Origin of the sequence: Paenibacillus sp. Y412MC10 (assembly GCF_000024685.1) — a bacterium.
Classification (GTDB): domain Bacteria; phylum Bacillota; class Bacilli; order Paenibacillales; family Paenibacillaceae; genus Paenibacillus_AQ; species Paenibacillus_AQ lautus_A.
Genome location: NC_013406.1, coordinates 4,932,642 through 4,947,778, shown reverse-complemented (window position 1 = coordinate 4,947,778; position 15,137 = coordinate 4,932,642). Strand labels below are relative to the sequence as shown.

The following is a 15,137-nucleotide window of genomic DNA, read 5'->3' as shown; positions in this document are numbered from 1 at the left end:
TCTTTCTGGGTAAAGCGGGATGAGGTCAAATTCCAGGCGGCTGCGTTCTCAGAAACCAGGCAAGCAGATGGCCGTTATAGATCTCCAGCGATTTCACCTGAAAATTCGTCGCTTCGGCGAGTACATACATTTCATCGATCGAATAATATTTCATCTCGGCATCAACAAAACCGTCTCCTATCCGGTAGTAAGGCATATCGAGGAGATCAGGATCATGACGAGAAGGTGCAAAATGCCGTTTCCACGGCGTTGAGATGAGCAGGCTTCCGCCAGGCATCAGTTTGTCATGGATTTTGCGGAGAACCGGTATCGGATTGTAATTCATATGCTCGAGCACTTCCGTAAAGAGAACGATATCGTACCGTTCGTTTCCCGGAATATCCTCGGCTTCCACATTGCACTGGCTCCACCCGATCCCGTAGTCCTGTTCCAGTTCCACGGACCAGTAATCCGTCATGTGATCCAAGCCGTGTGCTTGAGCTCCGGACAATACGCTGTACATTAGCAGCGTACCGTAAGCAGCGCCGATATCTAGCACCTTGGCGCCCCGGTTCACAAGCAACGAGTCCAGGATCGGAAGCAGCGGGTACCAGTAGCTGGCTTCTTCATCCTTGTAAACAGACAGATAGTGGCTCCCATTCCGCTTGGCATGATAGGAAGAGATGATCGTTTGGGCACGGGACAGTTTCTCGTCAGGCGATAGATCATCATCAAGAGGCTGCCTGCATTGCCGCTCGTCAGCCTCGGGTAACGGTCCAACCGTTCCAACGCTGACGAGCAGGTATCCGGGCACATTGCGCTTCTCGTATTCAGGGAGTCTATGGTACCACATCGTCAGCCAATGCTTGACGGTCTGGGAATCCCGGATGAAATCAAGAAAATCCAAACTGTCCAAAAAGCCGATGCTGCTCTCCTCGATCAATGTTATACCGCACCGCTCAAATTGATTTCTGAGCGTGGAGGCGGGATGCTCCATGCCATACATCCAGGTGCCCAACTGTTCGGCGGCTTCTTTTCCCGCACGATACGGCAAACATTCCGCAAAAGGGGTGAGGATCAGCATCGTTCCTCCCGGCTTGGTAACCCGTTTCATTTCCCTTAATATCGCGATCCGCTCTTCTCCCTCAAAATGCTCCAGCACCCCCGCATTCCAGGTTAGATCAAAGTGCTGGTCAGGAAGCCGCATCTCCCTAATATCGGAGAGAACAAAGGTGCCCGGAACCTTGGCGCTATAAAAGGCGCTCCGGCTGTTGTACAGCGCATTCTCGGAATAATCGACCAGCGTCACTTCCGCATGCTCAGCAGCCAGGCGCAGCGAAATCTTGCCCGTTCCGGAACCGGCCTCGAGTATGCGCTTCCCTTCGATGCCTCCTGTAACCTCCATGATCTTATCGTAGATGGTTTGGCTTAGTGAATCCCAGTGATAGGATACCTCCCGGGACCATAGCTGATCCCAAATCTTCTTCTGGCGTTCATCCGGCAGCATATCATTCGGTCACCCCTTTGTGTTCTGGCGTGTACTTGCGAAACAGCCGGTGGAACTCACCGGAGCCGTTGTGAATCTCAGCCAGTTCTCTCAATCCGTACGCCCCGTATTGATGAAACAGGCCAGCCTCGTTCATGGAAAATTCGGTGTATTTGTCCGGCATCGACATGCGTTGGGCCATGGTTGCATGGTATACCCAGGAGGCCAGGCAGCATTTCGGCCTCCATGCCGTGCGCGTTCCCATATAATACCGCATGCCCAGAAGCAGACTGTCATCCTCATACCCCTGCTTGCCGGATAAGAATCGAGTATCATAACCTCCAATATGGCGAAGGGCTTCCGCACGGTGAACGACCGGATGCACGAATCCATCCGCAATCCCTTTTCTTGACAGCCGCTGGAGCGTTTCGCTGAGCTCACCCGGTGTATTCGGAAGAACAATGAACTCACCCAAGGGCTGCATTTCTCCGGTTGAGGTAACGATGCCGGGCGATACCATAGGTTCGTCGTTACATTCCAGATAACGAAGAAGAGGCTCGTGCCAATCCGGAGGAAAGAGCATGTCGACATGAATTTCGGAGATGTACCCTGCTTCAGGGAAGTGCTCCCATATGAATTCAAAACAGGCTTGCCTGGCGGCAGCGATGCCGATATTCGCTCCGTTCCCGAGAATAACACCGGATAGGCCTAACGTTTGCAGCCATTCGTGCAGCTCTTCATTCGTAAGGCATCCTTGATTAAACAGAACCGTCCTATGCTCCCGGGAGCGCTGCAGACTGCTTAACGCCAGGCTGGCCATGTGTAAATCATTCGCGCGCGAGCTCTCCCGAATGAATAAGGGCAAGGTATGAATGATTTTCAATTCCATCGCTTCCTCTTATGGTTATTCGTTATTCCATCCATTCAACAAGCGTAGGCGATTCCTCCAGAATGGAGTCGTATTGTTCTTTCGAGCCGAATTCTGCTTCAGGATCGAGCTGACGATAACGCTTGAGCTTCTCCAGCCTATATTCCGGTTTGGCCCACCCGTAATGCTTAAGGCGAATGGCTGAAAGATGGTGGGGAAGATCGAATACATTCGCCGGGAACCTTCCACAGTGCTGGGCCGTCTCTTTCCAGCAATACTTCATTTCGGGACGGTAACGCAGAAGAAAAGGGCGATAGGTTCTATGCGAGCTCCAGCATTCATCGTCCCGGTAATGGGTTTCGTTCCAAAAATCATAGAGCCGGAAGCAATACAAATCGAACTCGTTTTGCTTCAGCATGGAAGGAAGCTCAGCCGTAAAGGAAGACTCAAACCATTCGTCCGCATCCAAATTCAGAATCCATTCGGGATGAAGGTTCAAGGTTTCGCGCCATTGTTGCTTTCGCAGCTCAACCTCGTTGTGAAACAGGGATGCCTCGTTGCTGATCAGACGCAGCGGAATTCCCTTCAAAACTTCCATACATACATCCAGCGTGTTATCCGTACTTGCATCATCGATAATAACGGCTTGGTCAATGTAGTCCCGATGCCGTTCAAGCGCTTGCCGCAGATAGCGTTGGCCTTCATTCTTCAGAACCATCGTCAGGGTGAGCGATGGGCGGGCCGTGCGGCGATTCGCATCAATGGGGGTGAGACAGCCCTCTTCTCGTTCCTCGAGGCAGCTTCGAGTAACCTCGGGGATGGATGTAGTCTTATCCGTTGCCTTCAGGAACAGTCCGGCATGGTGAAGATCGCTTTCACGGTAGATATGGTAAGCCGGGTAGTGCGTATCTACATACAAGGTGAACCCCAGCGCAGCCGCCCGGATGCTGAAATGCCGATCCTCTCCCCAGAAGGACAAATTGTAGATGGGTTTAAAGTTAACCCCGCGCACAAGAGCCCGGCGGCTGATTAAAGTGCAAGCTCCGAGTCCGCCGACTTCATACACGCCGGCCTCCGCTAACCGGCTCACGAATTGTTGATAGCGATGTTCCTTTTGGGCTTCGTCCAAAGTTTCGCCCGCCTGTTGTTCGTATTGGGTATATTCATCCTTGAGCCACACCTGGGGATGGGGGCGTGAGTCCGGCTGCCAACGGGTCCAGAAGATTTCCGAAATGATCTCTTTGTCGGTGGCGATGAGGTGAATCAGGGTCTGCGGTGCCAGCAGCAAATCCGAATCGACCAGAAACAGATAGTCAAACCGTAGGTCAAGCGCATATTGAATGATCTTGTTCTTATAATCGGCTACCTTCCAAATCAATCGATCGTTCCAATAATGGGTTGTCTCGTCGCGGATATATTCGTGATCATCAGGCGTATGGGCGCTGTGGATAACCACCCGGTTAACTTCTTTCATAAATCGGCTCAATCTGGCGCTGGATAATTCATCGTTGTTGTCATCGATAAAGAAGTAGCACAGCTCCAGGGAATTTTGTTCCAGCCGCAGCAATGAGGTAAGGAAATGGTCCAGAATCTCCGGTTTCTGCCGTACAGGACTGCCGATCAAAACGCGTCTGCGCCCCTGGGTCGTCATGAGCTCTGCCTCTCATCGTCACGCTGAAGCTCCTGCAGCTTGTTTCGAAAATATTCTTGGTTCGCCAGCATGGTCTCATCGCCCGGTCGGTAGGCAAGCGCCTTCTCATTATGCTGATTGGCAATCGCATAAGCTCCGATTCTGTCGTAACAAACGGCCAATTGCAGATGGGGAAGCCATGTGGAGAAGGAGGGGTTATGAAATCCCATGTAATCCGGAGGCAGCTTAAGCTCGGTAGCCAGCTTATACCAGTAGATGGCCGTATCATATTGGTTTTTCTCGAGAAAATGGTAACCGATGCGGCAGCAGAATTCGGACCGCGGCGGCGCATACTGCAGGGATCGGAGAGAGGATTCAAATGCGGCTTGCCCGTTTCCGAGCTCGTGATGGCAATCGGACAGCCTGCTGCAGGCCGAGAGAACATCCTCGATCCAGCCTTTTTCCGTATGTAAGAATCGTTCGTAATAATCGATCGCTTTCTCGAAAAGACGGTGATCCTTTAGTTCATTCGCATAATAGAACAGATCCCGCGGGGTGAACGATTCGCCGGCTGCCTCGCGCTGCACATAGATTCTGAGATTCCGGCCGGTGTCCTGATCATGATTCGAGCTGAGATGGGTAATGGCAACATCGCTATTCATAACATGACCGTAGACCTCCAAATATTCGTGGACGGGCCCGATCCATCGAAAGGCCCTGCTCCGTTTGACAAGACGATTGCGCCGTAGACGGAAGGTGACATTACCGAATTCGTCCGAGCTCAAATGATAGAGCATGGTCACGGAATCGATGTCGGGCGCAAGGTTTTCTTTAAGCGCTATTAGTTTCAGCCGGTCTTCTTCAAGCAGCACGTCGTCGGCATCGAGCCACAGGATATAGTCCTGGGTGGCCTTGCTAAAAGCAAAGTTTCGCGCAGCCGCAAAATCGTCGATCCATTCAAAATCATAAACGACCGCCTGAAAGGATCGGGCGATTTCTTTCGTGCGATCGGTGGAGCCTGTATCCACAACGACGATCTCATCCACGATGTCTGCAATCCGGGACAGGCAGCGGTTCAAATGATGTTCCTCATTTTTTACGATCATGCATAGGCTGATAGCGATCAATACATCACCCCCCGCGTATAGTCCATTCCAAAGAATATGCCAGATATATATTCAGGTCGGCGTACGAAATGAACCGTCGAGCGCCAAATTGAACCCGTGCGTATCAAAAAATGACGAATATCGCTTCTTTAAGCTCGTTTTTTAATGCGGCTGACAAAAAAACGGTCACATAGACCGTTTTTTGGCTTGCGCCTCGTCGAACAGCAGGGACTGGCTAAACGAAGTTTGGCGGGTGAAGGCTGCTAATTGTAAATTTGGTCTGGATTTAACCCATGTCCAATGGTAAAATCTTCTCAAATTTTGTTCTCCATTTAATTCATTATTGAAAGAAGGAACTAAAGGACATGAAATCCATAAACGTACTTCATTATGATGCATTCTCCATACAGCCTAATATGGGTAATCCTGCCGGCGTGGTCTTGAACGCAGACGAGCTGACAGAGAAGGAGATGCAGGCCATCGCCCATAGCGTAGGGTTCAATGAAACGACCTTCATAGTAAAATCGGAGCAAGCAGATGTCCGATTAAGATATTTTACGCCCGGACATGAGATGAATTTGTGCGGCCATGCCACCATGGCTTCGATGTATGCCTTGAAGACCAAGGGGCTGCTCCCTGACAAAGAAACCGTGTGGATTGAGACAAGAGTGGGCAATTTGCCGATCGAATTTCAGGATGCTCAAGGAAAGCTAACCATGAAGATGAAGCAGGATCATCCTCAATTCCTGCCCTTTGAGGGAGATGTTGACCGCCTGGCATCATCCATGGGCCTGCAGCGCGAGGATTTGGATTTCGCAATGCCGATCGTATATGGAAGCACGGGGATTTGGACATTGCTGGTACCGATTAAGGGGCTGGAGCCGTTTGGGCGGATGGTGCCTCATAATGCCATGTTCCCGGATATATTAACGGACAATCCGAAAGCCTCTCTGCACCCTTTTTGCCTGGAGACGATCGACGAGTCTTCGTTCATGCATGCGAGACATTTCTCTTCACCGTATTCAGGCACCGTCGAGGATCCGGTAACCGGAACCGCGTCAGGCGTAATGGGAGCTTACTATTTAACCTATTTGAATCCCGAGGCCCCCTCCGCACGATTTATCGTTGAACAAGGCAAGGAAATGGGGAAAGACGGTAGAGTCGATGTTCAAGTGAATCGCTTTGAAGAGACCATGGACGTCTATATTTCCGGTACGGCTGTATTCGTTAAAGAATTCGAGGTTAGCTATGATTCATAACGATCGGATGATATCCTCTAGATATTGTAAATAGAAACAGGGAGTGCGAGCTATGCAGGAACAAGAAGAAATCAAGATTTATCCCAAGGTGACCAAAATGCTGGTGGGTTCCCTGGCATTTGTGTTGGTAGGCAGCGGGTTAGTGTACGGAGGGTTAACCTCGAGCAACATCTTTATCGTATTAGTTGGAATCATTTGCGCGTTGTTTTTTGGCATGGGACTGGTGTTTTCCATCGTCAAGCTTGTTCAATCGGAGCCTGCACTCCTGATCCATCGGGAGGGAATCGTCGATAGATCCTCCTATGCGAGCGCCGGAGCCGTCGCGTGGAGCGAAATCAAGAACATTCACATCTATCAGATTAAGAATGAGAAGTTTATAGGGATCGATGTATATGATCCTGAACTTTTGATGTCCAGGCATCCCGCCTGGAAAAGGAAGCTCATGAGCATGAATAAAGGCATGACGGGTTCTGCTATCCATATATCCGCATCAAGTATCTCATGTAATCTGTATGAGTTGTTTCCTCTGTTATATCGAAGATGGAATGCGTCCAGGAACCTGAATACGGAGACGAAGGAGGGGCAAGGGTTATGAAGACATTCAAGCCGGAGATGACTTTGGATAAGGCGGTAAGCCATCTCCAGCAGATTGAAGGAGAGACGGTGCTGGATGTCACCCCCATCGAGATGGGAGAATTAAGCAAGGTATTCAGTTATCGTAAGGGCGATGCCGATTATGTCATTCATTTTAAAGATAATGGGGACAGCCTTCATAAAGTAAACAAAATCTACAGTATGTACGGTGATCAATCCTTGCCCATTCCTCGAATCCATAAGATCGGTAGCGTGGGGAATATCCATTACTCGATCTCGGATAAAGTACCCGGTACGCCGATAAGCGCTCTTGAGCCGGCACAAATTCGAGGGCTGGTTCCCGACATCGTCCAGCAATTCATGCGGATCCTTCATACCCCTATCGGAGAGTCCCATGAGGGCTTCGGGTGGATTACTCCGGAAGGCAAGGCTGCTCATCGTTCATGGCTGGACCACCTGACGTCTGTATTCGATGCGGAGCAAGAAGGTTTCTACCATGGATGGCAGAGCCTGTATGAGCACAGTTTTCTGGAAAAAGGATTTTTCGAAGAGATCTACCAAACGATGATCGAACTTGTTCGCTATTCGCCATCGGAGCGCTATCTTGTCCATGGTGATTTCCATTTGGGCAACATGCTTGGAGAGAACGAAAACGTAACCGGTATCGTGGATTGGGAGATGGCCATGTTCGGCGATTTCATGATGGACGTCTCCGTTATTCATATGTGGTATCCGATGCTGGGATTTCCCAAGCGGCTGCAGGAAGCGATGGAGCAGCAAGGCGAGAAGATTCCCTATTTTGAAGAAAGGCTGCTGTGCTATCAGCTATTTCGGGCGCTGGACGGGCTTCGTTTCTATGCGAAGAAGGATGATCAGGGCAGCTATCAGTTCATGAAGAATCATATCACCTCATTATTAAAAGGATAGATCCCTTCGGGGATCTTTTTTTGTTTATGAGCGAAATGTGTGCAACGAAAATGGTTAACTGACGAGTCCGGAATGGAAGGCCAGGAATACACTGGATTAGGTTGGAATGGAAAAGCCGGGGAGCGTCATGAATCAAGCGTTATCGAATGATGAATATGATGATGAATTTGGGGCGTTAAGATTCCGAATGGAGGTATGGGAATGGGGACGTCAAACTGGCAGAATTTATCGTATTGCGTGGATCTGATCCGCTATGTAGCTCCCAAGTCCGTTCTGGATATCGGGGTAGGTTTTGGCCGCTGGGGCATGATCTGCCGGGAGTATTTGGACGTATGGGAAGGACGCGTATTTCGCGCGTATTGGAACACGCGGATCGAAGGAATCGAGATTTACCCTGTCAATATCGATACCTACCACGAATGCTTCTATAATAAAATCCACGTAGCGGATGCTTACGATCATCTGCAAACGCAGGTCCAGCCGGGACAATTCGATTTAATCATTCTCGGTGACGTTCTGGAGCATTTTACAAAAGAGCGGGCGCTCGTCCTGCTGCAGACCTGCATTGAAAAATCCCGCTTTGTCCTGCTTAATATTCCGATTGGAACAGACTGGCCGCAGGGCGCTGAATACGGCAATGAGTTCGAGACCCATTTGAGCGAGTGGACAACAGAGGAACTGGATCGTTTTCCCGTAGCTGACAAGAGGCATTTTAAGGATTACATTAACCGTGATTTCTCCACGTATTTGTTTTCGATGCCAAGGAAGTAGGTTTCGTATGAATGGAACACCCTCTATGAGGAGGGTGTTTTCTTTTTATCTCTATTGAAAAAATGGTATATTGGAAGAAACGATGGTCAAATGGAGTATATGATGTGGATAAAACATAGAGAAATGAGCTGATTCTATTCTATGAAAAAGATCGTTTTAGCTGGTGGAACTGGTTTTATCGGAACTTATCTTGCGAAAAAATTCACGAATGAGCAGCAAGCACAGGTACTTATGATCTCCCGACGGCAGGGTCATATCGCATGGAACGATCGCGAAGCCATCGTCGCTGCCCTGGAGGGGGCGGATATGCTCATAAATTTAGCGGGCAAATCCGTTAATTGCCGTTACAATGAAAACAACAAGGAGCTTATTCTGAAATCGAGAACAGAGACAACGAACATACTCGGCAGCGCCGTCGAGGCCTGCCGTATTCCTCCGCGCACCTGGTTTAATTCCAGCACGGCCACGATTTATCGCCATGCCGAAGATAAACCGATGACGGAGGAGCAGGGCGAGATCGGCGAAGGCTTCTCCGTCGAGGTCGCCAAGGAATGGGAGCGCGCTTTTTTCTCTTTCCGATTGCCTCAGACGAGACAAATCGCCCTGCGCATTGCCATTGTGCTGGGACCTGGCGGTGGCGTCATGACGCCTTATGTTAACTTGGTAAAATTCGGGCTCGGCGGCGTCCAAGGTACGGGTAAGCAAAGGTTCAGCTGGATCCATGTGGAGGATCTGTATCGCATGATTCTGTTTTTGCAGGAGAAGGAAGAGCTGAGCGGGGTTTTTAATGGTGCATCTCCTTATCCGGTGACGAACAAGGAACTGATGGAGCAGCTTCGGCTTGCGTTGAATCGCAGAATGGGATTGCCGTCGCCTAAATGGCTGCTTGAGCTGGGGGCCAGGCTTATACGTACGGAAACGGAACTCGTGCTGAAGAGCCGCTGGGTGATTCCGGACCGACTCTGCAAGGCAGGTTTTCATTTTGCATACGATACGCTGAATGAAGCGCTGGCAGACATCTTGAAACGATAAGGGAATCTGAGCGCGCGGCATGGATTGACTTTGCAGAAAATGATTACATATGGCAACAGAACGGATAGAATGGGTTTAATAGATGAGAGAGAGGGAGTGTCCGATCATGAATCAGGAATTTACGATTGTGGAGGTCGACCGATTAGAAACCAACACGCATCATCAATTGACGGAATTATTGATTCGGGTTGTAGAAGATGGGGCATCGGTGGGATTCTTAGCTCCGCTGTCTTATGATGAAGCTTCCGCTTACTGGAAGGATGCGCTTGGCCCAGGGGTTACCCTGTGGGCAGCCATGCAGGATGGGAAGATGATCGGCACGGTTCAATTGCAGTGCGCAACGAAAGCGAATGGCAGACACCGGGCCGAGGTGGCGAAATTGATGGTAGATCCGGCTTCCCGCCGCGGAGGTATCGGCAGAACGCTGATGCTGCATCTGGAGCCGAAAGCCAAGGCAGAGGGCAGAACCTTATTGGTCTTAGATACCCGGGAGGGGGACCCTTCCAACAAGCTGTATCAGTCTTTGGGTTATATTCAAGCTGGAGTTATACCCGATTATGCCATATCCTCTAACGGCCAACTTGCCGGAACGGTATTGTATTACAAACGTATCTAAACCTTGAAGCGGAGGGATCGGATGGAGCGAGATGCGCGATTCTATCGCAGGTGGACGCAGATCCGGGGGAAGGGAAAAGGCAAATTCGTATTTTCCCAAGGACTGGCTCACGGCTTGTTTTTATATGCTGTATGGGCTGCCGCGACCTGGCTCCTGGATCAGGACAGATTTACCCCGGAACATTTTGTAACAAGATACTATTATTATTTTCCCATATATATGATTGTCGGTTTCATCATATCCAACGGGGCATGGAATGGGAATAACAAGCGTTATGATCGATTGACCAAAGTCGATGACAAAGAGCGCAGGAACTTGCCGTAGCGGCGAGTTCTTTTTTTTTGAAGATATGAGAAAATGGTATACTGTTTTTTAACAGGCAATAGAGAAAGGAATGTGGTTATGGGTTACCAGCTGACCGAACGGGTGATCAAACTGTTGTGTGGAAAAACCTCCTACGATCGCGGCGGGGTTTTATATAGAGATGGTTATGTATCGATGCTGAAGCAGGATCCGGACGCTCGAAAATACGAGGCTGAAGTGAAGGATCAGGAGTCGGGAATCGCCTATGCGGAGATTGACTCGAACGGGGACGTATACACGGAATGCAGCTGCATCGATTACGGATTTTCCCGAAAGCGGTGCAGGCATATTGCGGCCCTCCTCCTGAACATACGGGATATTGAACAAACGGTCGAGGCTCCGATGCGCCCCTTTCCATCGTTATTACATCCTTCCGCCAACGTGAACATGGAAGAAGGACAGTTAACGCCCCGGCACTCACCGGAATATGGCAGAAGCTCGAACGAGAGAGAACGGGATGCGCTGCTCAGCAGCCAGCTGCTCGGATTGTTCTCGTATTCCGGCGGTCGGAGGGCCGCGGCGACATCCCGCTTTGATACCCGAGAGGTTCTGGAGATGGAGTGCATTTTCAAGCTATATCCGTACGGGGACCGGAAATACCTGTTCGGCGTCGAACTGCGAGTCGGGAACAAACGCTTGTACATCGTACAGCGGATTCGGGAGTTCTTAGCGTGCGTAAAACGCGGCGCAGCCTGCGTGTTCACGAAGAATTTCACCTACGATCCAGAGGTGCACAGCTTTAAAAAAGAGGATGACGCGCTTCTGCAGGAGCTGATCCGTATTTCCGATCATGAGAGCATGTATCAACAGTCGGTGAACATCTACGCTCCGCTTGGCAAAAAGGGGAACGGCGACCGAATGCTGATCATTCCTCCTGCCTTTTGGCCTCAAGTACGGGAGGCGCTCGGTTCTTCGGTTCGTCCCCTCTTGTCGATGGATGGAATCATGACGGATAAGCTGGAGTTCGCTCAGGAACCGATCCCGCTGCAATTCGAGTTCGATGAGGCTGCGGATGATCACTATCTGATGAAGATCGATGGATTGGAGCGGATGACCGTGCTGGAGGGGTACGGGGTCGTCATTGCGGATGGCAGGCTGATACAGCTTGAGATGGATGCTTGCAAAAGGCTCGCCGAGATGAAGCTGCTGCTTGAACCTTCCAACACACCGCATATTCGGATACAGCCGGAGATGATGGAGTCCATCATGGAGCGGGTGGTACCGGGGCTGATGAAACTGGGCAGCGTGCATGTGGCGCAGACCGTGTCCGACCGCATCGTCAAAACGCCTTTAAAAGCGAAGCTGTTTCTGGACCGTGTCCGCGGCCGGCTATTGGCCGGACTCGAATTTCAATACGGCGACATCATCATCAATCCGCTGGAGGGACACCGCGCCAAACGCAGCAGCAGCTCGATTCTCGTTCGCGATGGAGAGACGGAGCAGCGGATTCTGGAGCTCATGGAGAACGCCTCTTTTGCCAGGACTGACGGCGGTTTCTTCATGAATGACGAGGATGCCGAATATGAATTTTTGTATCATACGATTCCGCGGCTGGAGAAGCTGCTGGTTGTTTATGCAACGACGGCGGTGAAGGAGCGGGTGCTCACTGAACCGATGGGAGCCAAGGTTCGGGTGGAGGTCGATGAACGGACGGATTGGCTTGAACTGAAGTTTGACATGGAGGGCATTCGCGAAGCCGAGATCCGGGAAATCGTCAAATCGCTCGAAGAAAAACGCAAATATCACCGGCTGCGAAACGGAGCGCTGCTTCCGCTGGAAAGCGCGGAGTTCCAGGCCATGGTTGCTTTAATGAACCGGGTGGGACCTTGGCTGTACGAAGATGAGGGGACGCGGTTTAAACTGCCGGCGGTCCAAGGACTTCAGCTGCTGGATTGGGAGGATTCGGGATCATCGGTCCAGCTTGGCCGTTCCCTGCGCCGAATGCTGCAGAATGTGAAGAATCCGGATCATTTGGACTTTGCCGTGCCGGCCAGCCTGGAAACGGTTCTCCGGGATTATCAGAAGTTCGGCTTCCAGTGGATGAAGACGATGGCCCATTACCGCTTCGGCGGCATCTTGGCCGATGATATGGGACTCGGCAAAACCATTCAGAGCATCGCTTTCATTCTGTCCCTGCTGCCTGAGATCCGGGAGCGTAAAGAACCCGCGCTCATTGTGGCTCCTGCCTCCCTGCTCTATAACTGGTTTAACGAGCTTAAGAAGTTTGCGCCGGAGATCAAGGCCGTCATTGCCGATGGCACGCTGTCCGAGCGCGCGAAGGTGATCCAGAATATAGGCAAAGCGGATGTTGTCATCACTTCTTACCCGCTGCTCCGCAGGGATATCCAGCGATATGCAAAGCTGCCTTTCTTAACCTTGATTCTGGATGAAGCCCAAGCCTTCAAAAATTACGCGACGCAAACGGCTCAAGTCGTAAAAACGCTCCATGCCCGTTATCGGTTTGCGTTGACAGGCACGCCGGTCGAGAATCGTCTGGAGGAATTATGGTCCATCTACGATGCCGTTTTCCCGGCTCTTTTCGGAGATCGCAAAGCATTTCATGAACTGCCTAAAGAAGCGGTTGTGAAACGGGTGCGTCCTTTCCTGCTCCGCAGGCTGAAATCGGACGTGCTTAAGGAGCTGCCGGAGAAAATCGAGACGATTCAGGCCTCAGGCCTGCTGATCGAACAGAAGAAGCTGTATACCGCCTATCTTGCGAAACTGCGGCAGGAGACGCTTAAGCATTTGGCACAGGACGGTTTCCAGAAGAACCGGATCCGTATCCTGGCGGGCATTACCCGCTTGCGACAGATCTGCTGTCACCCGGCTCTGTTCGTGGAAGGCTACGAGGGCGGTTCGGCCAAGCTTGAGCAGCTGCTGGAAACGATCGAGGAATGTCGTCTTGCAGGGAGGCGGATGCTGGTATTCTCCCAGTTTACAGGCATGCTGAACCTGATCGCCGGGGAGCTGGGATATCGGGGGATTCCGTTTTTTTACCTGGACGGACAGACGCCGGGATCGGAGCGGGTGGAGCTGTGCGAACGCTTCAACGAGGGGGAACGCGAGGTATTCCTGATATCGTTGAAGGCAGGCGGAACGGGGCTCAACCTGACCGGGGCCGATACGGTGATCCTGTATGACCTGTGGTGGAATCCGGCAGTCGAGCAGCAGGCGATGGACCGGGCGCACCGTATCGGTCAGAAGAAGGTTGTGCAGGTCATACGCTTCGTATCTCAAGATACGATCGAGGATAAAATGGTGGCTCTGCAGCAGAAGAAAAAGGATCTGATCGAGGAGCTGGTTCAGCCGGGGGAAGAGTCGCTTTCAAGCTGGTCCGAAGCGGAAATTCGGGAGCTGCTTGCCCTTCAGGGCTAATCGGCCGGATAAGATGATACGCATTCCAAAAGGATACAAGGAGCTGTTGTTTTGAAAAAAGCCATGTTTCTCATACTGGCCGCCGTTGTGGTCGTCATCAGCTACCTGCCGCTGTTCCTGGACGGCTATGCATACAATGAAGAGCAGGCGATACGGCGCGTTCACCCTGCGTATACCGGGGATAAGCTGTACGAGAAGTCAGAGGATCATCATAAGCTGATTGTCTGGCATGATGGCCATGTTAAGACCGTCAACGTCCTGGAGAGCAGATGGGGACTGCTGCATAAAATTACGAACGGGGTCGCGCTGGAACCCAAGTCCGCAGATGAACCTTTTGTACGAACTTGGTCTGCCAGTCATCGTGGTGACGGCATCTATGACACCCTGGTGGCAGTGGAGACGTCGGAACCCGAAAGCAAGAAAATCATCGTCACCAATGAGCCTTGGGACGATAAACCGATCGAAGATCTGGAACAGGTGAAGGCTTTATCCGGGATTTACATGGAAATCGACGTGGAGCAAGGCTACGCCATCCATTATGAACAGCTGCCAGCCGACCAGACCGGCGGCTTCATATTTCGGAGCATCGATGCCGAAGGGAATATCCTTTCCGTTCAACCGTAGTGGATGGGCGCGAAGCATTAACGCTGATATAATAGGATGTATGTGATGTATGCAGCATTTACTCCAGATATAGAATAGGACGGTTCTCGGATGATCTCTTTTTTATTAACGTTAAAACGTCTCCTCAGCGGTTTGTTTCGAGCGTTCAAGCAGCGGTATTTCATGGCGCTGTTTGTGCTGATCGTCATCATGCTGTTATCGGGCACGATGTTTTATACCAGGCAAGAAGGCTTGTCGGTGCTGGATGCCCTTTATTTCTGCGTGGTGACCTTGAGCACGGTAGGGCATCCGGAATTCGTGCCGCAGACGCCGCTCGGAAAAACCTTCACCATGGTTTACATCGTGGTCGGGACGGGCTTGTTCCTCGGAATGGTCGGACAGTTGGCGTATGCTTTAATCCGTACGAATCAAAGGGAAGAGAAGAAGACAACGAATTCATAATGGAAACGAAGAAACAGCCCTGGCGCCGGGGCTGTTTCTTTTTATGGACAAACGGATGCGGAAATG

Annotated in this window: 14 protein-coding genes; 10 read left to right on the top strand and 4 right to left on the bottom strand. The window is 51.0% G+C overall.

Translation table 11 applies throughout. The features are described 5' to 3' along the window. Nucleotides 1-25: 25 nt before the first annotated feature. Genes GYMC10_RS21510 through GYMC10_RS21495 form a run of 4 tightly spaced genes read right to left on the bottom strand, consistent with a single transcriptional unit; the run spans nucleotide 26 to nucleotide 5,090 of the window. Nucleotides 26-1,486 carry a methyltransferase domain-containing protein gene (locus tag GYMC10_RS21510; protein ID WP_015736466.1) on the bottom strand — a complete coding sequence of 487 codons (1,461 nt, stop codon included), beginning with the start codon at nucleotides 1,484-1,486 and terminating at the stop codon, nucleotides 26-28. 1 nt (nucleotide 1,487) lies between these two features. Further along, nucleotides 1,488-2,354: a hypothetical protein gene (locus GYMC10_RS21505; protein WP_015736465.1), complete on the bottom strand. Its 867-nt coding sequence runs from the start codon at nucleotides 2,352-2,354 to the stop codon at nucleotides 1,488-1,490. 22 nt (nucleotides 2,355-2,376) lie between these two features. After that, on the bottom strand, nucleotides 2,377-3,984 hold the full coding sequence (locus GYMC10_RS21500) for a glycosyltransferase (RefSeq protein ID WP_015736464.1): 1,608 nt from the start codon (nucleotides 3,982-3,984) through the stop codon (nucleotides 2,377-2,379). Further along, nucleotides 3,981-5,090: a glycosyltransferase gene (locus GYMC10_RS21495; protein WP_015736463.1), complete on the bottom strand. Its 1,110-nt coding sequence runs from the start codon at nucleotides 5,088-5,090 to the stop codon at nucleotides 3,981-3,983. The genes GYMC10_RS21500 and GYMC10_RS21495 overlap by 4 nt, the downstream gene beginning before the upstream one ends. A gap of 344 nt (nucleotides 5,091-5,434) precedes the next feature. Here GYMC10_RS21495 and GYMC10_RS21490 point away from each other — a divergent pair, with 344 nt between their 5' ends. The 10 genes from GYMC10_RS21490 (at nucleotide 5,435) to GYMC10_RS21445 (ending at nucleotide 15,071) form a co-directional block, all read left to right on the top strand. Continuing rightward, nucleotides 5,435-6,328 carry a PhzF family phenazine biosynthesis isomerase gene (locus tag GYMC10_RS21490; RefSeq protein WP_015736462.1) on the top strand — a complete coding sequence of 298 codons (894 nt, stop codon included), beginning with the start codon at nucleotides 5,435-5,437 and terminating at the stop codon, nucleotides 6,326-6,328. Between the two features lie 52 nt (nucleotides 6,329-6,380). After that, nucleotides 6,381-6,923, top strand: a complete 543-nt coding sequence (locus GYMC10_RS21485) for an STM3941 family protein (RefSeq protein ID WP_009589892.1) — start codon at nucleotides 6,381-6,383, stop codon at nucleotides 6,921-6,923. Further along, entirely contained in the window at nucleotides 6,920-7,849 is a 930-nt protein-coding gene (locus tag GYMC10_RS21480; protein WP_015736461.1) for a phosphotransferase family protein, read from the top strand. Before GYMC10_RS21485 ends, GYMC10_RS21480 begins: the two co-directional genes overlap by 4 nt. A 201-nt stretch (nucleotides 7,850-8,050) precedes the next feature. Next, entirely contained in the window at nucleotides 8,051-8,620 is a 570-nt protein-coding gene (locus GYMC10_RS21475; protein WP_009589841.1) for a methyltransferase domain-containing protein, read from the top strand. Between the two features lie 141 nt (nucleotides 8,621-8,761). After that, nucleotides 8,762-9,652, top strand: coding sequence for a TIGR01777 family oxidoreductase (locus tag GYMC10_RS21470; protein WP_015736460.1), 891 nt, complete (start codon nucleotides 8,762-8,764; stop codon nucleotides 9,650-9,652). A gap of 106 nt (nucleotides 9,653-9,758) precedes the next feature. Next, nucleotides 9,759-10,268: a GNAT family N-acetyltransferase gene (locus GYMC10_RS21465; protein WP_015736459.1), complete on the top strand. Its 510-nt coding sequence runs from the start codon at nucleotides 9,759-9,761 to the stop codon at nucleotides 10,266-10,268. A 21-nt stretch (nucleotides 10,269-10,289) separates the two neighbouring features. Beyond that, nucleotides 10,290-10,592, top strand: a complete 303-nt coding sequence (locus GYMC10_RS21460; RefSeq protein WP_015736458.1) for a hypothetical protein — start codon at nucleotides 10,290-10,292, stop codon at nucleotides 10,590-10,592. Nucleotides 10,593-10,670: 78 nt separating this feature from the next. Further along, nucleotides 10,671-14,006 carry a DEAD/DEAH box helicase gene (locus GYMC10_RS21455; protein ID WP_015736457.1) on the top strand — a complete coding sequence of 1,112 codons (3,336 nt, stop codon included), beginning with the start codon at nucleotides 10,671-10,673 and terminating at the stop codon, nucleotides 14,004-14,006. Nucleotides 14,007-14,057: 51 nt separating this feature from the next. Further along, nucleotides 14,058-14,630, top strand: coding sequence for a hypothetical protein (locus GYMC10_RS21450; protein ID WP_015736456.1), 573 nt, complete (start codon nucleotides 14,058-14,060; stop codon nucleotides 14,628-14,630). Nucleotides 14,631-14,720: 90 nt separating this feature from the next. Then, nucleotides 14,721-15,071, top strand: a complete 351-nt coding sequence (locus GYMC10_RS21445; protein ID WP_015736455.1) for a potassium channel family protein — start codon at nucleotides 14,721-14,723, stop codon at nucleotides 15,069-15,071. Nucleotides 15,072-15,137: the final 66 nt, after the last annotated feature.